This window comes from Cryptosporangium aurantiacum (assembly GCF_900143005.1).
In the GTDB taxonomy this organism is placed as follows: Bacteria; Actinomycetota; Actinomycetes; order Mycobacteriales; family Cryptosporangiaceae; genus Cryptosporangium; species Cryptosporangium aurantiacum.
This window is the reverse complement of sequence record NZ_FRCS01000005.1, coordinates 385,192-404,737: the sequence shown is the minus strand read 5'-3', so window position 1 is coordinate 404,737 and position 19,546 is coordinate 385,192. Positions and strand designations below refer to the sequence as shown.

Here is a 19,546-nt window from a genome sequence, read left to right as displayed (position 1 = left end):
TGTTTGTCGGTTTTACGTAAACGAGCGTCGCGGGCGTCCGAGGCGTGGTCAGTAGGGTCGGCCCCCATGGCGACGTACCAGGACCGTCCGGCCGACGAACTTCTCGCGCTGGACGCCGCCCACATCTGGCACCCGTACGCGCAGTTGACCGGCCCCGCGCCGGTTCTGCCGGTGGTCTCGGCGTCCGGGGTGCGGCTGCGGCTGGCGGACGGGCGGGAACTGGTCGACGGGACCAGCTCCTGGTGGGCCGCGATCCACGGTTACAACCACCCGGTGCTCAACGCGGCCGCCGCCGACCAGCTCGGACGCATGGCGCACGTCATGTTCGGCGGGCTGACGCACCCGCCGGCGGTCGAGTTGGCTCGCCTGCTGGTGGAGATCACCCCGGCGCCGCTGGAGACCGTGTTCTTCGCCGATTCCGGGTCGGTCGCCGTCGAGGTGGCGATCAAGACCGCGCTGCAGTACCAGTTCTCGACCGGACACCCGGACCGCATGCGGCTGCTGACCGTCCGCAGCGGTTACTACGGCGACACGTTCGGCGCGATGGCGGTCTGCGACCCGGTCAACGGCATGCACCACCTGTTCTCCGGTGTGCTGCCCCAGCACCTCTTCGCGCCCGCCCCGCCGGCCGAGTTCGACGCCGGGTACGCCGACGAGTTGGTCACGATGGTGGAGCGGCACGCTGGGGAGCTGGCCGCGGTGATCGTCGAGCCGGTCGTCCAGAACGCCGGTGGTATGCGCTTTTACGACCCGGTCTACCTGCGGGTGCTGCGCGAGGTCTGTGACGCGACCGGCGTCCTGCTGATCTTCGACGAGATCGCGACCGGGTTCGGCCGCACCGGGACGCTCTTCGCGGCCGACGCGGCGGGCGTGAGCCCGGACGTCATGGCGGTCGGCAAGGCGATGACCGGTGGGTACCTGACGATGGCTGCGGTGCTTACAACACGTGCGGTGGCGACCGGCGTCGGCACACTGATGCACGGTCCGACGTTCATGGCCAATCCGCTCGCGGCAGCGGTGTCGGTGGCGAGCATCCGGTTGCTGCTGGAAGGGCCGTGGCGTGCGACCGTGGCGCGGCTGTCCGAGCGGCTGCGGGCCGGTCTGGAGCCGGCGCGGGCGCTGCCCGGCGTGGCGGACGTCCGGGTGCGCGGCGGGATCGGCGTGGTGGAGCTGCGATCGCCGGTGGACGTCGCTCGAGTGACCGGGGCGGTCGTCGACCGCGGGGTGTGGCTGCGGCCGTTCCGGAACCTGATCTACACGATGCCGCCCTACCTTCTCGGCGCCGAGACGACGGATGCCGCCGAGGATGCGAATCGGATCTGCGCGGCGATCCTGGCCGCCGCGGCACCCCCAGACGCCTGACTCGGGGCAGCCGCAGTTGCTGTGACCTGGGACTCTGAGGTCCGCGGGGTAGCGAGTGACAGGTGTTCCCACTCGGCGTCGGTTCGACCCTTTTTGCCAGGGTGGGTTCCCTCACCCGGGCTGATACGTGATAAAAATGCACATATCAGGTCAATATGTCTCTTGACGCGACCGGCATTACACGCGTGTAATTCCCATCGGGGATAGTCAATATCGCCTTCCACAGGGGGTTCGACGCGCCAGCCGCGCGGCCGGCGTACGAGTGGAGGAGGCACGGCAGTGGCCGCAGAAGTGATCACCGATCTCGTAGTCGGTGACGCACCGGAGTGGCAGGACCGCGCGCTCTGCGCGCAGACAGACCCGGAAGCTTTCTTTCCGGAGAAGGGCGGTTCGACCCGCGAGGCCAAGCGCATCTGCACCGGGTGCGAGGTCAAAGCGGAATGCTTGGAGTACGCGCTTGCACACGACGAACGCTTCGGTATCTGGGGTGGACTGTCGGAACGCGAGCGACGCAAGCTCAAGAAGCGTGTCGTCTGAGTCAGTCGACCGTGCTTAAAGCACTCCCAGGGCGCTCGGCGCCGGGAAGCGCACGGTTACGCCGTCTCGCCCGACCGACACGATCGGTTGGTGCGGCGGCAATTGCGCCTGCAACCACTGTCGGAGCACCTCGGTGGACGGTGCGTCCGGTCCGACCGGGACGCCGTCGAGCGACGTGATGCGCGCCTGACGCCGCAAGCTGTACGGCCCCGACTCGCCGGGGACGGCAGGCAACGCGGCGATCTCGAGCCGATAATCGGTGGCCAGTTCAGTCAGGACGGTCAGCAGCCGTCCGTCCACCTCGGCGTCGGACAACACCGAAACGACGGGTGGCCGGGCCACCAACAGGGGCAGCAGGGCCCGGACCGCGGACCGACGGGCGATCCGGCCGGCCGCAGCCGCGCGCTCGTACTTCGCCACGGACGGGACCACCAACCGCACCTCGGACCGCTCGAACCGGGCGATCCGGACCGAGCGCTGCCATGCGGACGCCGCGGCCGATCCCGGCTCCGGCCGAACTCCGATGAGGAGCACGTCGGCCTGGTCGAGGCTGTCCGCGGTCGTGTCGCGGTACCGCAGCACCCGGCCGCGTTCGGCGTCCGGCAGGCCGCCGGGGTCGCCGGACGCCGTCCAGACCGCGTCGTCGACGACCAGCAGCGCCGTCCCGGAGTGGTCGCGGGCCCACGCCACGGCCTCCACCGGGCCGGAGCGGGCCGCGGCGGTCACCTGCGGCCCGGTCAGCACCAGCGCTACGCCGGCGACCAGCACCACGGTCACGGCGGCTGCGGTGGCGCGTACCCGGCTGCGGACGCCGCTCACGGTCGCGGCTGCGTCGATCGTCGCTCCGAGGACGACCGCCGCAGCCGGTAGCGCGAGCAATAACAGCGGTGTCCGGATCGGCGCCGCGGTTGCCGCGACCACCCCGCACACCAGTACGACGAACGCGAACGGCCGCAGCCAGCGGACGATCGTGCCGATCGCCGCGCCCAGCACGACCGCGCCGAGCACGACCCAGTCGACGACGGTCGGCCGGACGCGCGGGGCGGCGTCGAAACCGACCAGCACGAACAACCCCGCAGCGAGGACGCCGAGCACGGCGACCCCGGCGATCCGTGTCGACCGCGTCCAGCCGGCGCCGACGTCCCGGCACGCCAGCACCGCCGCCGTCGTCGTCACCGCGACCGGGGCCACCAGGGGAGCGGTCAGCACCCCGACCCCGGCGCAGAGCACCGCGGGTGGGATCGCGCGGCGGGTGGTCGGACGGGCGAGCAGAACGGCGGCGAGCAGCCACGGCACGGCGAGGTTGACCGGAGTGACCAGCCGGTGCCCGGCCACCGCCCACGGCAGGCCCGCCGCGACGACGACGGCCAGCGCGGTGGCCGGGAGGCTCGACCCGACCCGGCGGGCCAGCACACCGACCAGTACGGCCGTCACAACCGCGGCCAGCACCATCAGCTCGCGGGCCGCGGTGACGCCGGGGACCGTGTCGCGGACCGCCCGGTAGGCGGCCACCTGGAGCGCGGCGGCGGACTCGGCGGTCCACCCGCCGAGCGGGAACTGTCCGTCCGCGATCAGCGCGGACTCGGCCGGTTCCGGGGGCGGCGCGGCGAGCGGTCCGGTGCGGCGGGCACCCGCGTAGGCGAGCGCGCCACCGGCCAGGGCAAGGAGCACGGCGGGCCACCGCCGCGGAGCGAGGTGCCGCGGCGACACGGGTAGCGCGGAGCTACGGCGGGCCACCTCGTGTCGCCCGCGATAGCTCTGCTGACCGCGCCGTAAGGGCACGGAACTCATCCCGGACCCCCCGTCCCCGATGAGGCTCGTTCAGGCAAGCTCAGTGGCCGGGCGGGTCGACGTCGTCGGGATCGAGGCCGAGCAGGTTCGCCACCTGCTCCACGACGACGTCGTGAACCAGGTCGGCGAGGTCCTCCCGGTCGTAGGCGCGTGCCTCCAGCGGGCGCCGGTAGACGACGATCCGCGGCGGAGTGCTGCGACCCCGCCCGCCGTCCCGCCCCGGCAGCAGCCGCGCCAGCGGGACGTTGCCGTCCTCCAGCACGTCCGAGTCGTAGGACGGCAGCTCCGGCGGAACGTCCTCGACCGCGAACTCGACGTCGCGCAGTTGCGTGGACCACCGCGGCTCGAGGTGCTCGACGGCGTCCAGCACGAGGTCGTCGAAGATCTGCGCGCGGCTGCGGGAGAGCGGGACCGTGGCCGGGACCAGACGTCCGCGCATGCCTCGGCCGCGCCGGTCACGGCGGGAGGTACCGGGGCGGCGCCGGTGCTCGGCGGCGGAGGACATGGCAGCAGGATAGTGCGCCCGAGCGCGGATGGACCGGTCGATTCACCCCGGTTGATGTGCGACACACCCGCCACACCGCGGGCGACCGTTGGCGCAGGAGCCCCCCGCCCGATACCGTTCCGCCGTGAGGTCTCACCGGCGCTGCTCAAAGAATGGCTGTTCCCAGCCTGCGGTGGCGACGTTGACCTACGTCTACGCGGAGTCGACCGCGGTGATCGGTCCGCTCGCGGTATCGCACGAACCGCACACCTACGACCTCTGCGAGGGTCACGCCGAGCGGCTCACCGCCCCCAAGGGCTGGGACCTCGTGCGCGCCGAAGGTGACTGGGCCGCACCACCGCCGACCAGCGACGACCTCGCGGCGCTGGCCGACGCGGTCCGCGAGGCGGCCCGCCCGGCGACCGCGGAGAGCGTCGCCAAGGACGGTTCGCCGCAGGTCGGCAGACGGGGACACCTGCGCGCGCTGCCCAATCCGCGCTGAGTGCCGTCGTTCGCTCCGGATAGGCTCCCGAGCATCGCACCGCACCGAAGGAGCGCCCGCCGTGTCCCCGCATGACCTTTCTGGCCTGGTCAAGGCGTACGACGTCCGCGGCGTGGTACCCGAACAGTTCGACGAGAACGTCGCGCGAGCGCTCGGCGCTGCGTTCGCCCGTCTGGTGGGGGCCGAGGGCAGCACCGGCATCGTCACCGCGCACGACATGCGGGAGAGCTCGATACCGCTGTCCAGGGCGTTCGCCGAGGGCGCGATGAGCCAGGGCGTCTCGGTCACCGAAGCGGGCCTGGGCTCCACCGACCTGCTCTACTTCGCCGCGGGCCACCTGAACCTGCCCGGCGCGATGTTCACCGCCAGCCACAACCCGGCCCAGTACAACGGCATCAAGCTCTGCCGGGCGGGCGCGACGCCGATCGGCCAGGCGAGCGGTCTGGCGACGATCCGCTCGGAGGCGGAGCGGCTGCTGGACGAGGGCATCACCCCGGCGGGCACGGTCGGTGAGATCAGCCGCGTCGACCTGCTCGGCGAGTACGCGAAGTACCTGCGGAACCTGGTCGACCTCGGTAGCGTCCGGCCCCTCACGGTGGTGGTCGACGCCGGGAACGGCATGGGCGGATACACGGTGCCGGTGGTGCTCGGCGAGGGCCTACCGCTGACGATCGTGCCGCTCTACTTCGAGCTGGACGGGAACTTCCCGAACCACGAAGCCAACCCGCTCGACCCGGCGAACCTCGTCGATCTGCAGAAGGCAGTCGTCGAGCACAAGGCCGACATCGGTCTCGCGTTCGACGGCGACGCCGACCGCTGCTTCGTGGTGGACGAGTTGGGTGAGCCGGTCAGCCCGAGCGCGATCACCGGGCTGGTCGCCGTCCGCGAACTCGCCAAGCACCCGGGCGCGACGATCATCCACAACCTGATCACGTCCCGCGCCGTCCCCGAGATCGTGCGCGAGCACGGCGGGAACCCGGTCCGCACCCGAGTGGGCCACTCGTTCATCAAGGCCCAGATGGCCGAGAGCGACGCCGTCTTCGGCGGGGAGCACTCGGCGCACTACTACTTCCGCGACTTCTGGCGCGCCGACACCGGCATGCTGGCGGCGATGCACGTGCTCGCAGCCCTCGGCGAGAGCGACCGGCCGCTCTCCGAGATCGGGCGCGAATACCAGCGGTACGTCGCCTCCGGCGAGATCAACTCGGTGGTGGCCGATCAGGCCGCGAGCACCCAGAAAGTGCTCGACGCGCTGGTCGGCCCCGACGCCGAGGTCGACACGCTCGACGGAACCACGGTCAGTTTTCCGGACGGCGCATGGTTCAACCTTCGAGCGTCAAACACTGAACCGTTGCTTCGCCTGAACGTCGAGGCGGCGACGCCGGAACGGATGGCCGAGATCCGCGACCAGGTACTGGCACTGGTCCGCTCTACACCGGAGGCACTGTGACAGTCGATTCCGCACTTCTGGAGATCCTGGCCTGCCCGAGCGAGGACCACGCGCCGCTGCGCCTGGACGAGGAGGCGGGCGAGCTGGCCTGCACGGTCTGTGACCGGTCGTATCCCATCCGGGACGGCATCCCGGTGCTGTTGCTGGACGAGGCCCGTCACCGGGGTAGTGAGTCCCAGTGACTGCTGTGTACCCCGGCGCCCTCCTCCGCTCCGCTCCTCGGTCGCTAGGGCTCCCTACGATGCTCCCAATCTCCTCCGAGAATGCAGTGGAGGACGCCTCATGACCGCGGCAATCGACGAGACCCGCCTCGACGACGCCGACGTACTGGCCGGCGCCGACCCGGCGGCGATGCTCCGCGCCACCGCAGGCGCCGGGCCGCAGCTGCGGGAGGCCGTCTCGCTGGCGGCCGAGGCCGGTCTGCACGTGCTGTCCGAGGAGATCCGCCCGCGCGCGCTGGTCGTGGCAGGCGTCGGCACCGCGGCCCGCACCGGTGACGTGCTGTCCGCGGTCGCCGGCCCCCGCTGCCCGGTGCCGGTTGTGCTGCACCGCACCCGTGGCGTCCCCGGCTGGGTGGGCGCCGCGGACGTCGTCATCGCGGTCTCCGCGTCCGGACGCAGCCCGGAGGCGCTCGCCGCCGCCGAGGCCGCGATGCACCGGGGCGCCCGGCTGGTCGCGATCGGCGCACCCGACAGCGAGCTGCAGTCGATGGCCGAGCGGGCGCGGGCACTGTTCGTCCCGGTACCGCGCCGCCGCCCGGCGCGCGTGGCGTTCTGGTCGCTGACCGTTCCCGTGCTGCTCGCCGGACGGGCGCTGGGCATGGCCGCGGTGACCGAGGCCGACTTCGCCGAGACCGCGACCCGGCTCGACAACGACGCCGAGCGCTGCCGCCCGACCGCCGAGTCGTTCGTCAATGAGGGCAAGTCGCTGGCGATCGAGCTGGCGAACACGATCCCGGTCGTCTGGGGCACCTCCGCGCTGGCCACGGTCGCGGCGAACCGGTTCGCCGACCAGCTCGCCGCGAACGCCAGGTACCCCGCCATCGCGGGCAACCTGATCGAGGCCGGCCGTGGACGCGTCGGCCTGATCGACGGCGTGTTCGGTTCGCTGGCCGACGACGCGGACGACTTCTTCGCCGACCGGGTCGACTCGGCCTCGAGCACCAAACTGCGTCTGGTGCTGCTGCGTGACGACGGCGAGTCCGAGGTCGACGCGGCACGCGCGAACGCGATTGAAGACTTGGCCCGGGAACGGGGTATAGGAGTCAGCGTGCTGAACGCGGAGGGTGGTTCCGAGCTCGAGCGACTGGCGTCGCTCATCGCGGTGCCGGACTTCGCGTCGGTCTACCTGGCCCTGTTGCACGGCCTCGACCCGATCGCGGTCCGGGCGGTGTCCGAGTTGAAGGAGCGGACCAACGCGTGAGCACCGAAGGCGGCGTCAAGGCCATCGTCGCGGCATTGATCGCCAACCTGGGTATCGCAGCAACCAAGCTGGTCGCGTGGGTGCTGACCCAGTCCTCGTCGATGCTGGCCGAGTCGATCCACTCGCTGGCCGACTCGGGGAACCAGCTCCTCCTGCTGCTCGGCGGCAGACGGGCGAAGAAGTCCGCGACGCCGGAGCACCCGTTCGGATACGGGCGCGAGCGCTACATCTGGGCGTTCATCGTCTCGATCGTGCTGTTCAGCGTCGGTGGCCTGTTCGCGCTCTACGAGGGCTACCACAAGCTGGAGCACCGGGAGCCGATCGAGTCCTGGCACTGGGTTCCGGTGACCGTGCTGCTCGTGGCGATCGGGCTGGAGACGTACTCGTTCTCGACCGCGCTGCGGGAGACGAACAAGAGCCGCGGCTCGACGTCGCTGATCAACTTCATCCGCCGGGCGAAGGCGCCGGAGCTGCCGGTCGTGTTGCTCGAGGACACCGCGGCGCTGCTCGGTCTGGTGTTCGCGCTGTTCGGCGTCAGCATGACGTTGCTCACCCATGACGGGCTCTGGGACGCGATCGGCACGCTCGCGATCGGCGTGTTGCTCGTCGTGGTCGCGGTCTTCCTCGCGATCGAGACGAAGAGCCTGTTGCTCGGCGAAGGGGCCAGCGCCGAGGATCTGCGGCGGATCGAGCGGGCGATCGTCGACGGTGGCGGCACGGTCGAGCGCATCATTCACATGAAGACGCTGTACCTCGGCCCGGACGAACTGCTGGTCGCGGCCAAGATCGCCGTTCATCACGACGAGACGGCCGGTAAGGTCGCCGATGCGATCGACGCTGCGGAGGTGCGAATCCGGGAGGCGGTGCCGGTCGCTCGGGTGATCTACCTGGAGCCCGACATCTATTCCACAGCGAAGGCGCGGGCCGCGGACAGCGCGGGGGATGGCGACGCCCATGGAGCTACTCACTAACACGATCCGTACGTACGCCTGGGGCTCGACGTCGGCGATCGCCGGCGTGCAGGGCCGCGCGGTGCCCAGCCCGGAGCCGGAGGCCGAGCTCTGGATGGGCGGCCACCCGTCGGCGCCGTCCCGCCTCACCCGGGGCGGCGTCGAGTACGGCCTGGACGCGCTGGTCGCGGCCGACCCGGCGGGGGAGCTGGGACCGGCGGCGGCTCTCGGCGCGCGCGTGCCGTTCCTGCTGAAGCTGCTGGCCGCGGAGACCCCGCTGTCGTTACAGGCCCACCCCAGCGAGGAGCAGGCCCAGGCCGGGTTCGCCGCAGCCGAGGCCGCCGGTCTCGCGCTCGGCGACCCGCGCCGCAGCTACGTGGATCCGCACCACAAGCCGGAGCTGATCTGCGCGGTGGGGGAGTTCTCCGCGCTCTGCGGCTTCCGCCCGGTCGAGCGGTCGGTCGAGGTGCTCACGCCGGTCGTCGGCGCGGTTCCCGCGCTCAAGCCGCTGCTCGACGCGCTACGGCTGACGCCGGACGGCGGCGGTCTGCGTACGTTCGTGGCCGGGCTCTTCGGGCTTCCGGACGCCGATCAGGTGGCCGTTGCTTTTGCGGACGCCTGCCGCGCGGCCCAATCGTCGGGGGAGGCACCGGACTACGAGCTGGCGGTGTCGCTCGCGGACAAGTACCCGGGCGACATCGGCGTGGTGCTGGCGCTCCTGCTCAACCACCTCGTGCTCGCGCCCGGAGAGGCGATGTTCCTGCCTGCCGGGGTGCTGCACGCTTACCTGCACGGCGTTGGCGTCGAGGTCATGGCGTGCTCCGACAACGTGCTGCGCGGTGGGTTGACGCCGAAGCACGTCGACGTGTCGGAGCTGCTGCGGGTGGTGCGCTTCGAGGTCATGCCCGCCCGGCCGTTCCCGGCCGAGGAGCCGGCGCCGGGCGTCCAGGTGTGGAACCCGCCGGTGCCGGAGTTCGCGCTGACCAGGGTCGCGCTGGACCTCGCGGGCGGTCGGGCGTCGCTGGCCGCGGACGGGCCGCGGATCCTGTTCTGCCTGGACGGCACGGTGACCGTGGACGACGGGACCGGGCCGGTCGAGCTGCGCGGTGGCCAGGCGGGTTACGTGCCGGCCGGCCGCCGCGAGGTGGTGCTGACCGGCACCGGCACTCTCTTCCACGCCACGACGGCGTAGGTGCGCGCCGCCCGCGGAGGCGCCGGCCGGCGGATGACGGGTTTTGGGGCTGTAACGCGCGCTTAGAGGCCGATCTTGCGTGAATCGGCGCTTGCGTGAATCGGCGTCGAGCTACCGATCAGGCGGGGACCACTTCGACGGTGGACGCGGTGGGGGTGCGCGGTGCCGTCGGGGAGGACGGCGGCGGGTTCGACGGAGTGGGCGACGGGGGGTCGTCCGACGGGGTCGGGCTCGGCTCGTCGTCCGAGGGCGTGGGGGTGGGCGACGGCTTCGTGGGCGTCGGCGACGGCGTCGGCGGCTTCGTGGGGGTGGTCGGACGCGTCGTCGGCGGGGTCCGGGTCGGCGGCTTCGGTGTGGGCGAGCTGGAGGACGGGTCCGGGATCGGGATCGGAGCGCCGCCCCCGGTGTTGGTGTCGATCTGGTAGCTGTCCGACTCGTCGTCATCGTCACCGTTGCCGGTGTCGGGTGCGTGCGGCATCGGAGCCGGGCCGTCCGGGGTGCTGGCCTCGCGCGGTGACGGGCTGGCGGCCGCGAGGACGTCCGCGGGGCTGTTGGTGCCCTGGTTCTGGGAGAGGATCACCGCGCCGACCGAGAACACCACCGCGGCGACGGCGGCGGCCGCACCGGCGGCGACGCGCTTCCGGCGGGGCGGGGTGGGGAAGGTCGGAGCCGGGGAGGCGGCGAGGTAGGCGCTGCTCGGTGGCAGCTCCTCCGGGGCGCCCCACGGGGAGCCCGAGTAGACGTTGCCCTGGCGGCCGCCGTACGGCGCCGAGGCGGCGTCGTTCCGGGCGCCGCGGGCGCGGGTGATCGCGTCGTTCGGCACGTGGCGGGTGATCGCGGTCGGCAGTTCGGCGTGCGAGACCGTGACGCCGTCCACCGCGGATCCACCGGCGCCGGGCCCGGACGGAACGGCACCAGCCATCCCGGGGGAGCCCACGGAGCCACCGGCACCGGGTCCGCCTGCCGCACTACCCGCCATCCCGGGCGAGCCGCCCGCAGCGTTACCACCGACGCCGGGGCCGTGCCCAGCGCTGCCGCTCATGCCGGGTGAGCCGCCGGCGTTGCCGCTCATGCCGGGTGAGCCGCCCGAGGCGTTACCACCGACGCCGGGGCCGTGCCCAGCGTTGCCGCTCATGCCGGGTGAGCCGCCGGCGTTGCCGCTCATGCCGGGCGACCCGCCCGAGGCGTTACCACCGACGCCGGGGCCGTGCCCAACGCTGCCGCTCATGCCGGGTGAGCCGCCGGCTTTGCCGCCCATGCCGGGCGCGCCGCCGGCGGCGGCGTTGGCTCCGGGTCCGCCGGTCAGGGCCGCCCCGAGGCCGCCGCTGCTCGCGGCAACCGCTCCGCCCATGCCGCCGCCTCCAGCGGCCGCGGCTGCTCCGCCGCCGATGGCACCGCTCCCAGCGGCCGCTCCGCCGCCGATGGCACCGCTCCCAGCGGCTGCTCCGCCGCCAAGGGCGCCGACGCCGCCGAACCCGGACGACAGCCCACCGGCCGCCGCGCCGCCGCCGAGTGCGAACGCACCCTCCTCGAGCGGCGCCCGGAGCCCGTGCCGGTACTCGACCGCGATCTCCACCGCCTGCTCACGCAGGAACGGCGGCACACCGAACACCGGCAGCGCTGCCCCGAGCACCTCGAGCGCATAGGAATCCAGGCTGTCCCGGCAGGTCGGGCACGGCGCCTCGGTCCGCGTGCCGTACAGGTGCCGGTCGATGACCCCGCGCAGCGAGTTCGGACGTCCCTCGGCGGCCCCGGCGTGCCGCACCAACCGGCGCAGGTCCGTGCACCGCTCGCTGCCGAACCAGACCGCCACCGCGGTGGTCAGCGTGGCGCGGATCCGCTCGCGCGCCCGCCCCAGCACCGCCTGCGCATTGCGTCCGCCAATGACCGTGACCAGCTCACGGGCGTCCAACCGGTCGTGCCATTCGAGTTCGAACAGCAACCGTTCGCGGTAGGTCAGCGTCTCCATCGCGCGCCAGACCAGGCGCCGCAGTTCCCCGTCCCCACCCGCGTCCATGATTCCGACCAGGAGCTGGGTGGTGGCGTCCGGCGTCCGCCGGATCCGGGTCACCCGGCCGCGGCCCTCGCCGACGCGGATGCAGCTCTCGTACGCGGCCCTGGCCATCGCCGGCCGCAGTTGCTCCGGCCGGGTCAGCCGGGCGGACGCGACGCTGCCGAGCGCCTGCCCGAGCGCGATCGTGGCGTTCTCGCGGTCCCGCAGCGTCCGCATGAACATGCCGAACAGCCAGCGGTGGTAACGGTCGAAGAGCGCGTGCAGGCCGGCCTGGCTGAAACCGTCGGCGTCGGCGGAGGCGGAGTGTCGGCGGAACCCACTGGCCCAGCTCGCACGTGTTCCGGGTACGACGTCGGCTTCGGTGTGGTCACTCCCACGTAGGGCAGCGAGCACCGCGGCGTCATCTCGTAAGCCAAACGGAAGGGCGTCGCTGATCGTGGACATCCGTTTCCTCGCCTCCGGTCGCCCCCTGATGATGTCACCCTTGGACCGGGTGGCCGAGGACGTTCCCCGCCGTTGTCACATAACAGACTCATCCGTCGGTCTATTGACGTCCGACGGCGCCGGTAGGTTGCGTTTCCCGGCCGATTCGGAAACCTTCACAGAACGCTGCTAACCTCAAATGGCAATGAGTACGCTCACGATCCAGGAGGCGGCGGAGACCACGGGGTGGTCACCGCGGATGCTCCGGTACATCGAACAGGTAGGGCTGGTGGCCGCGCCGCGGTCGGCCGGCGGGTACCGCCTGTACGGACCGGCTGAGCTCCAGCGCCTTCGGACGCTGCGGGAGCTTCTGCAGCAGTTCGACATCGGGCTGACCGACGTCGGCTTCGCGCTGCGGTTGCGCCGCGACGAGGAGCTTCGGGCGGCGCTGGACGAATGGTTCCAGGCCCGTCCCGCTCCCCCGGCGGATGTTCCCGCCGACGACTGGCTGCGTTGGGAGTACGACAAGCATCAGAAGCTGCTGGCCGAGATCCCGGTCGCGCAGCGCTCCCGCCCTGCCCCGGTCGACGCTCCTACGGGGGCGTATCCGATCGTAGACATCCCGGACGATACTGGGACATACCCGGTGGTGGACATCGCGGACGACGACGTCCGGAGCCGCTCCGGTCGACGTCCCGGTGCGCACCGGAACCACGAGGAGAACCGATGACAGCCGTCACCGACGCCCCTGCGGGAACCACCCCGTTCAAGGTCGCCGACCTCTCCCTGGCCGCGTTCGGCCGCAAGGAGATCCAGCTCGCCGAGCACGAGATGCCCGGGCTCATGTCGATCCGGGAGGAGTACGCCGCGGCCCAGCCGCTGCGGGGCGCCCGGGTCACCGGTTCGCTGCACATGACGATCCAGACCGCGGTGCTGATCGAGACCCTGGTCGCGCTCGGCGCCGAGGTGCGCTGGGCGTCCTGCAACATCTTCTCCACCCAGGACCACGCGGCCGCTGCGGTCGTCGTCGGCCCGAACGGCACTCCCGAGGACCCGCAGGGCGTCCCGGTCTTCGCCTGGAAGGGCGAGACGCTGGAGGAGTACTGGTGGTGCACCGAGCAGATCCTGGCCTGGCCCGGCGGTAAGGGCCCGAACATGATCCTGGACGACGGCGGCGACGTGACGCTGCTCGTCCACAAGGGCGTCGAGTTCGAGAAGGTCGGCTCCGCGCCGGACCCGGAGACCGCCGACAGCGAGGAGTTCGGCGTCATCCTGCGCCTGCTCAACCGCTCGCTCGCCGAGGACCCGCAGCGCTGGACGAACATCGCGGCGGAGATCAAGGGCGTCACCGAGGAGACCACGACCGGCGTCCACCGCCTGTACGAGTTCGCCAAGAACGGCACGCTGCTCTTCCCGGCGATCAACGTCAACGACTCGGTCACCAAGAGCAAGTTCGACAACAAGTACGGCTGCCGGCACTCGCTGATCGACGGCATCAACCGTGCCACCGACGTGCTGATCGGCGGCAAGGTCGCGGTCGTGTTCGGCTACGGCGACGTGGGCAAGGGCTGCGCCGAGTCGCTGCGCGGCCAGGGCGCCCGGGTCATCGTCACCGAGATCGACCCGATCTGCGCGCTGCAGGCCGCGATGGACGGCTACCAGGTCACGACGCTGGACGAGGTCGTCGGTTACGCCGACATCTTCATCACGACGACCGGCAACAAGGACATCATCATGGCCGCCGACATGGCCAAGATGAAGCACCAGGCGATCGTCGGCAACATCGGCCACTTCGACAACGAGATCGACATGGCCGGCCTGGCGAAGACCCCGGGCGTCGTCCGGAACAACATCAAGCCGCAGGTCGACGAGTGGGTGTTCGAGGACGGGCACTCGATCATCGTGCTGTCCGAGGGCCGCCTGCTGAACCTGGGCAACGCCACCGGTCACCCGAGCTTCGTGATGTCGAACAGCTTCGCGAACCAGACGATCGCGCAGATCGAGCTGTTCACCAAGACGTCCGAGTACGACAAGCAGGTGTACGTCCTCCCGAAGCACCTCGACGAGAAGGTGGCCCGGTTGCACTTGGCCGCTCTCGGCGTCAAGCTCACCGAGCTGAGCAAGGAGCAGGCCGACTACATCGGTGTTCCGGTGGAAGGGCCGTACAAGCCCGACCACTACCGGTACTGACCCGCAAGGCCGTCACGGACATCGATGAGTAGCGTGTCCCACCCGTGGGTAGGGGGACGCCGTCGGGGTTTCACCGTCGAACACCCGGACTGTGACCGGGGCAGCGTACGTTGCCTGCAGTCGCAACACTGACTCCGACGTTCGTCGGCCCGGGGCCGGGGCATCCGCACGCGGGTGCCCCGGCGCCGAGTAACCGGGCGGCGATGCCGCCGGGAGGTGCTGTGTCAAAAGACGGGTCCCCATCCGTCGTCGTCGCGAAGCCGTCCGCGCCGGTCGGCTGGTCGCCGAAGCTGGTCCGCCCTCTCCGCTCGCGGGCCGTCTTCCTTCTCGCGTTCGCCGCCTTCTTCCTCGTGAGCGCCGGTTGGGCCCTCGCGCTGCCCACGAACGGCACGAACGACGAGGACGAGCACATCATCCGCGCCTACGGCGCCGCCAGCGGGCAGCTGTACTCCGCGCCCGCCGCAGCGGCCCGCGGCGGCGGCGCTTGGTACAGCGTCCCCCGTAGCCTGTTGCCGGTAAACGCCGATTGTGCGCAGAAGTGGGAGCTGCCCGCCTCCTGTCTGCAGCGGCCACCGGACGACCCGAGCCGGATCGAGGTCGGCACCGCGGCCGGGCGCTACAACCCGCTGTACTACGTGCCGGTCGGGCTCCCGATGGTGCTCAGCCCGAACATGGCCGGCATCGTCCTCGGACGGTTGATCTCCGCCGGGATGGTCGCCGGAATGCTCGCGGCGTCGGTCAAGATCGCGGTCCGGCGGCGTAGCCCGCTGCTGCTGACTGCGCTCCTGGTCGCCGCCAGCCCGAACCTGCTCAATTTGGCCGGGTCGATCAACCCCAGCGGCCTGGAGCTGGCCGCGGGCGTGCTGACCTGGACCGCGCTGCTGACGCTGGTCCGCGCCAGACCGGGCGAGCTCGACGACCGATGGACCGCGCAACTGCTGCTGGCCGCCGGGCTCGGCGCCGCGACGCTGGTGTCGATCCGGACGCTCGGTCCGCTGCTGCTCGGTCTGACGGTTCTGGCGTGTGCGGCGGTGGCCCGCCCCGGCCGGAACCGCGAACTACTCGGACGCCGCGACACGCGCGCGGTCGGGATCGGCGTCTCGATCGCGGGCCTGTTCGGCATCTTGTGGACGCTGTTCTCCGGCGTCCTGCGCAATCCACCGGCGGAGACGCCACCTCCGCACCTCTCGCTCACCGAGAAGCTCGGGTACATCATGGGTGACCGGATGACCCAATGGGTGGCGCAGCTCGTCGGCCGCTTCAGTTACGGCGAGGTGGCCGCACCGAACGGCATGCTCGTCGCCTGGTACGGGCTGGCGTTGCTGATCATCGTGCCGACGCTGCTGTTCGCCACCTGGCGGCAGGCCGCGGTGCTGATCGGCATCGTGGTCGTCAGCCTGGCGCTGCTGGTCGGGTTCGAGCTGCTCTACTACCAGCAGATCGGCTGGGCCCAGCAGAGCCGTTACGTGCTGCCGTTCGGCGTCGGCGCGCTGCTGTTCGCGGGGTGCCTGCGACGCTGGGAGGGCCGCCTCGGCGAGCTAGCCACAAAACGGTTCGTAACGATCAGCGCGGTGGCGATCGGCGCGATGCACGTCTGGGCGCTGGCCGTCGTCATGACGCGGTTCCAGGTGACGCAGCGCTTCAAGGCGCTCGGCGCGCTGCACGGCGCCTGGCTGCCCGCGGTCGGGCCGCAGATTCCGCTGCTGATCGTCGCGCTCGGCGGCGCGCTCCTCGTCGCCCTCGTCGTGCTCACCCGACAGCCTCGGCCGAGTTCGGGCACCGGCCTGAGCACGGCGCTCGAGGTGCTGGTGCCGGGACGGCGCGTCCCGCGGCCCGCCAACGGCCGCCGACCCGTGGTCGCCGCGACCAGCAGCGCCAATGCGGAGGAAAAGGGCGTCGTCGCCGAGGAATGACCTGGCATTGTCCGTGAAGGATCGGTTCAGTACGCGCGTCCCACGCTGACAGGCCGCGCCGGGCGCGGCGCTGTCGCACCCGCCCACTAGTGTGTCCGAGACGAGGCGGGGCAGGGGTTCTCCGCCGGGGAGGATGAGGTCGTGGCCGGTCCCGGAGTTGCGGTGGCCGCGGCATCGGAGGCGGCCGGTCCGGGCAGCATCCGTGGCCGATGGGTACTGCTCGTCGCGGTCGTCTCGTTCTTCCTGATGGGTGCGGGCTGGGCTGCCGCGCTGCCGGTGAACGGCACGTACGACGAATCCCAGCACCTCGTACGCGCGTATGCCGTGGCCAGTGGCCAGGTGTACGCCACCCCGACGGACGCGATCCGCGGCGGCGGCGCCTGGTTCGACGTCCCCCGCAGCCTGCTGCCGGACGACATCGACTGCACGTTCAAGGATCGCGCGCCGGCCAGCTGCCAGACGCCCGCACCCGACGACGAGTCCACCGAGCGGGTGGCCAGCGCTGCCGGGCGCTACAACCCGGTGTACTACGCCGTGGTCGGCCTCCCGCTGCTGGTGTCGCCCGACCTGTCCGGCATCGTCGCGGCCCGCCTGGTGTCCGCGCTCGGCGCGGCCGTGATGCTCGGACTGGCGGTGTTCGTCGCGGTGCGGCGGCGTCGTCCGCTGCTCGTCGCCGGTCTGATCGTCGTCGCGACGCCGATGGCGATGAACCTCAACGGCGCGATCAACCCGAACGGGTGGGAGATCGCGGCGGGCGTGCTGCTCTGGACCACGCTGCTCACGCTGTTCCGGGCCCGCCCCGGTGAACTCAGTGAGCGGTTCACCCGGTTGCTGGTCATCCTCGCCGGGGTCTCCGGGTCGCTGTTGCTCGTCCTGCGGGCGCTCGGGCCGGTCCTGCTGATCCTCATCGTGTTCGCGTGCCTGCTGCTCGGGCGCCGCGCCTCGATCATGGGGCTGGTGCGCCGCCTCGACGTGTGGTGGGTCCTCGGCGTCGGCGCGGTGGTCGGCATCTACGCGATCGGCTGGATGCTGCTCTCCGGTCTGTCCGACAGCGAGGGTGCCGAGGGCAACGCGGCGTCCACGATCCCGTACTCGGACGCATTGCGGCAGCTCGCGCTCGTCCGGTCCTCGTTCTGGGTCAACCAACTGGTCGGCCAGTTCAGCTACGGCGAGACCGTGCTGCCCAGCTGGACGATCATCGCCTGGTACCTGACGGTCGGTGCGCTGGTCGGCCCGGCGCTGGCCGTGGTCAAGCGCAGGCACGCGCTGGTCCTGCTCGCGATCCTGGCGACGTCGTTCGTGGCGCTGGCCGCGCTGGAGCTGGCCTACCTGCGCAACATCGGCTGGTCGCAGCACGGGCGGTACATCGTGCCGTTCGGCGTCGGGCTGGTGCTGGGCGCGGTCTCGCTGCGGCGGGTCGAACGAACGTTCGGCGCCACGGGCGTCGGGCGGATCGTGCCGGGCATCGCGGTGATCACCGGCCTGCTGCACCTGTGGGTGCTGCTGCTCGTGCAGACCCGCTTCCAGTTCGGCCAGGGCTCCGGCTTGAACCCGTTGCGGGGCAGTTGGAAGCCGCCGCTGGGCTCGTTCGTGCCGCTGTTCGCCGAGTTGCTCGGCGTGGTGCTGCTGGTGCTGCTGGCGTTCTGGGTCGTCCGGCGGTTGCCGGTTCCGCCCGCCGACGACGCGCGGCTGAGCGCCGGTGGTGCGCTCGAGGTCGTCCCCGGCGCGGCGGTCGGCCCGGAGCCGGTGGACGGCACGGGGACGCGCGCGGACGGCCGGGCGAAGAACGGTCGGCAGCCGACGGCGGTAACGGTCGGCGCCGGCGAGGTCGGACCGACACCCACCGAGAACGCGGCCGAGGCCGTCGCGGCGCCGGTGCCGCCCGCGCAGGCCTCCCGACCCAGCGGAGCGGCCGATGCCGAGCGCTCCGACGAGGCGGTCGCGCAGTGAGCGTTCCGAGGGTCCAGTACGACGTCGCAGACCTCGGGCTCGCCGGTCACGGTCACAGCCGCATCGAGTGGGCCGACCGGTCCATGCCGGTGCTCGCGGCGATCCGCGACCGGTTCGCCGCGCAGCGTCCGTTCGACGGGGTGCGCATCGCGGCGTGCCTGAACATCACGGCGGAGACCGCGAACCTCGTCCGTACGTTGCAGGCCGGCGGCGCGGAGATCCGGCTGTGCGCGTCCAACCCGCTCTCCACCCAGGACGACACGGCGGCGGCGCTGGTCGTGGAGTACGGCGTCAGCGTTTTCGCCCGGCACCGCTCCGACTCGGTCACCTACCGGCAGCACCTGGACGCGGTGCTGGCCAGGGCGCCCGAACTCGTGCTCGACGACGCCTGTGACCTCGCCACCGCACTCCACACCGACTACCGGGACCTCGTTCCCGGCCTGCGCGGTGGCTGCGAGGAGACCACCAGCGGCGTCGTCCGGCTTCGCGCCATGGCGTCGGCCGGTGCGCTGCGGTACCCGGTCGTGGCGGTCACCGACACGCCCACCAAGAACCTGGTCGACAACCGGATCGGCACCGGCCAGTCCACGATCGACGCCCTGCTCCGCAGCACGAACACACTGCTGGCCGGCGCGAACGTGGTGGTCGCCGGCTTCGGGTACGGCGGTCAGGGCGTCGCGGCACGGCTGACCGGGCTCGGCGCGCGGGTCATCGTCACCGAGGTCGACCCCGGCCGTGCGCTCGACGCGACGCTCTCCGGCTACGCGGTGATGACGATGGCGGAGGCGGCGCCGCTCGGCGACGTGTTCATCACGGTCACCGGCAACCGCGACGTCATCCGCGCGGAGCACTTCGCGCTGATGAAGGACGGTGCCGTGCTCGCCAACGCGGGCCACTTCGACCTGGAGATCGACGTGGCGTGGCTCGCGGCGAACGCGGTCGAGCGTCGCTTGGAAGTGCGTCCGCACGTCGACGAGTACGTGCAGGCGGACGGGCGGCGGCTGCTTCTCGTCGCCGAGGGGCGGGTCGCGAACCTGGCCGGCGCGGAAGGGCACCCGGCCGCGGTGATGGACATCGCGTTCGGCATCCAGGCGCTGTCCGCGGAGTGGCTGCTGCGAAACGAGCCGGGCGCGTTGCCCGCGGCCGTTCTCGAGGTGCCGCCCGGCATCGACCGCGAGATCGCGCGTCTGAAGCTCGCCGCCCTCGATGTGACGCTGGACATCCTCACCGAGACGCAACTCGCCTACCTAACCAGCTGGTCATCCTGACCTGCGTGGATGTTGTTACTCACCGTCCACATAGTTGTGTGGGGCAAATGGTAGGGCCTACCCGGTTGCTTTGGGGTTAGGTAAGGCTTACCGTTTCC

The 19,546-nt window shown here is 71.6% G+C and carries 16 protein-coding genes; 13 read left to right on the top strand and 3 right to left on the bottom strand.

Annotation, left to right across the window (positions count from 1 at the left end):
• Nucleotides 1–66 precede the first annotated feature (66 nt).
• Together BUB75_RS19530 and BUB75_RS19525 are read left to right on the top strand one after the other, a co-directional pair.
• The gene (locus BUB75_RS19530) at nt 67–1,362 is read left to right on the top strand and encodes an adenosylmethionine--8-amino-7-oxononanoate transaminase (RefSeq protein WP_073258966.1); all 1,296 of its coding nucleotides are present in this window, start codon (nt 67–69) and stop codon (nt 1,360–1,362) included.
• A 279-nt stretch (nt 1,363–1,641) separates the two neighbouring features.
• Nucleotides 1,642–1,899, top strand: a complete 258-nt coding sequence (locus BUB75_RS19525; RefSeq protein ID WP_073258965.1) for a WhiB family transcriptional regulator — start codon at nt 1,642–1,644, stop codon at nt 1,897–1,899.
• Nucleotides 1,900–1,914: 15 nt separating this feature from the next.
• On the opposite strand, the gene BUB75_RS19520 is transcribed toward BUB75_RS19525, so the two are convergent.
• Together BUB75_RS19520 and BUB75_RS19515 are read right to left on the bottom strand one after the other, a co-directional pair.
• Complete coding sequence (locus BUB75_RS19520; protein WP_143175305.1) at nt 1,915–3,570, bottom strand: hypothetical protein; 1,656 nt, start codon at nt 3,568–3,570, stop codon at nt 1,915–1,917.
• A 160-nt stretch (nt 3,571–3,730) separates the two neighbouring features.
• Nucleotides 3,731–4,195 (bottom strand): metallopeptidase family protein, encoded by a 465-nt coding sequence (locus BUB75_RS19515; protein ID WP_073258963.1) that lies wholly within the window; start codon nt 4,193–4,195, stop codon nt 3,731–3,733.
• Between the two features lie 124 nt (nt 4,196–4,319).
• Here BUB75_RS19515 and BUB75_RS19510 point away from each other — a divergent pair, with 124 nt between their 5' ends.
• From BUB75_RS19510 to manA, 6 genes are all read left to right on the top strand, one after another.
• Entirely contained in the window at nt 4,320–4,676 is a 357-nt protein-coding gene (locus BUB75_RS19510) for a DUF3499 domain-containing protein (RefSeq protein WP_073258962.1), read from the top strand.
• Between the two features lie 61 nt (nt 4,677–4,737).
• Nucleotides 4,738–6,126 (top strand): phosphomannomutase/phosphoglucomutase, encoded by a 1,389-nt coding sequence (locus BUB75_RS19505; RefSeq protein ID WP_073258961.1) that lies wholly within the window; start codon nt 4,738–4,740, stop codon nt 6,124–6,126.
• Nucleotides 6,123–6,308, top strand: a complete 186-nt coding sequence (locus tag BUB75_RS19500; RefSeq protein ID WP_073258960.1) for a Trm112 family protein — start codon at nt 6,123–6,125, stop codon at nt 6,306–6,308. The genes BUB75_RS19505 and BUB75_RS19500 overlap by 4 nt, the downstream gene beginning before the upstream one ends.
• Before the next feature lie 100 nt (nt 6,309–6,408).
• On the top strand, nt 6,409–7,548 hold the full coding sequence (locus tag BUB75_RS19495) for an SIS domain-containing protein (protein ID WP_073258959.1): 1,140 nt from the start codon (nt 6,409–6,411) through the stop codon (nt 7,546–7,548).
• A complete protein-coding gene (locus BUB75_RS19490) occupies nt 7,545–8,519 on the top strand; it encodes a cation diffusion facilitator family transporter (protein ID WP_073258958.1) in 975 nt (324 codons plus the stop codon). The genes BUB75_RS19495 and BUB75_RS19490 overlap by 4 nt, the downstream gene beginning before the upstream one ends.
• A complete protein-coding gene (manA, locus tag BUB75_RS19485) occupies nt 8,503–9,690 on the top strand; it encodes a mannose-6-phosphate isomerase, class I (RefSeq protein WP_073259199.1) in 1,188 nt (395 codons plus the stop codon). Before BUB75_RS19490 ends, manA begins: the two co-directional genes overlap by 17 nt.
• Nucleotides 9,691–9,808: 118 nt before the next feature.
• Here manA and BUB75_RS19480 read toward each other — a convergent pair whose 3' ends face one another.
• Nucleotides 9,809–12,148, bottom strand: coding sequence for a hypothetical protein (locus BUB75_RS19480; RefSeq protein ID WP_073258957.1), 2,340 nt, complete (start codon nt 12,146–12,148; stop codon nt 9,809–9,811).
• A 184-nt stretch (nt 12,149–12,332) separates the two neighbouring features.
• Between BUB75_RS19480 and BUB75_RS19475 the strand changes: the two genes are divergently transcribed.
• From BUB75_RS19475 to BUB75_RS19455, 5 genes are all read left to right on the top strand, one after another.
• Nucleotides 12,333–12,857: a MerR family transcriptional regulator gene (locus tag BUB75_RS19475; RefSeq protein WP_084741492.1), complete on the top strand. Its 525-nt coding sequence runs from the start codon at nt 12,333–12,335 to the stop codon at nt 12,855–12,857.
• Nucleotides 12,854–14,317 carry an adenosylhomocysteinase gene (ahcY, locus tag BUB75_RS19470; protein WP_073258955.1) on the top strand — a complete coding sequence of 488 codons (1,464 nt, stop codon included), beginning with the start codon at nt 12,854–12,856 and terminating at the stop codon, nt 14,315–14,317. The genes BUB75_RS19475 and ahcY overlap by 4 nt, the downstream gene beginning before the upstream one ends.
• A gap of 221 nt (nt 14,318–14,538) precedes the next feature.
• Complete coding sequence (locus tag BUB75_RS19465) at nt 14,539–16,230, top strand: DUF2142 domain-containing protein (protein WP_073258954.1); 1,692 nt, start codon at nt 14,539–14,541, stop codon at nt 16,228–16,230.
• 141 nt (nt 16,231–16,371) lie between these two features.
• Nucleotides 16,372–18,180 carry a DUF2142 domain-containing protein gene (locus BUB75_RS19460; RefSeq protein WP_143175304.1) on the top strand — a complete coding sequence of 603 codons (1,809 nt, stop codon included), beginning with the start codon at nt 16,372–16,374 and terminating at the stop codon, nt 18,178–18,180.
• Nucleotides 18,177–19,448, top strand: a complete 1,272-nt coding sequence (locus BUB75_RS19455) for an adenosylhomocysteinase (protein ID WP_073258952.1) — start codon at nt 18,177–18,179, stop codon at nt 19,446–19,448. The genes BUB75_RS19460 and BUB75_RS19455 overlap by 4 nt, the downstream gene beginning before the upstream one ends.
• Nucleotides 19,449–19,546: the final 98 nt, after the last annotated feature.

Coding starts and splice junctions, on each gene's coding strand:
- BUB75_RS19530 (WP_073258966.1), top strand. CDS start 67: ATGGCGACGTACCAGGACCGTCCGGCCGACGAACTTCTCGCGCTGGAC.
- BUB75_RS19515 (WP_073258963.1), bottom strand. CDS start 4,195: ATGTCCTCCGCCGCCGAGCACCGGCGCCGCCCCGGTACCTCCCGCCGT.
- BUB75_RS19495 (WP_073258959.1), top strand. CDS start 6,409: ATGACCGCGGCAATCGACGAGACCCGCCTCGACGACGCCGACGTACTG.
- manA (WP_073259199.1), top strand. CDS start 8,503: ATGGAGCTACTCACTAACACGATCCGTACGTACGCCTGGGGCTCGACG.
- BUB75_RS19480 (WP_073258957.1), bottom strand. CDS start 12,148: ATGTCCACGATCAGCGACGCCCTTCCGTTTGGCTTACGAGATGACGCC.
- BUB75_RS19475 (WP_084741492.1), top strand. CDS start 12,333: ATGAGTACGCTCACGATCCAGGAGGCGGCGGAGACCACGGGGTGGTCA.
- ahcY (WP_073258955.1), top strand. CDS start 12,854: ATGACAGCCGTCACCGACGCCCCTGCGGGAACCACCCCGTTCAAGGTC.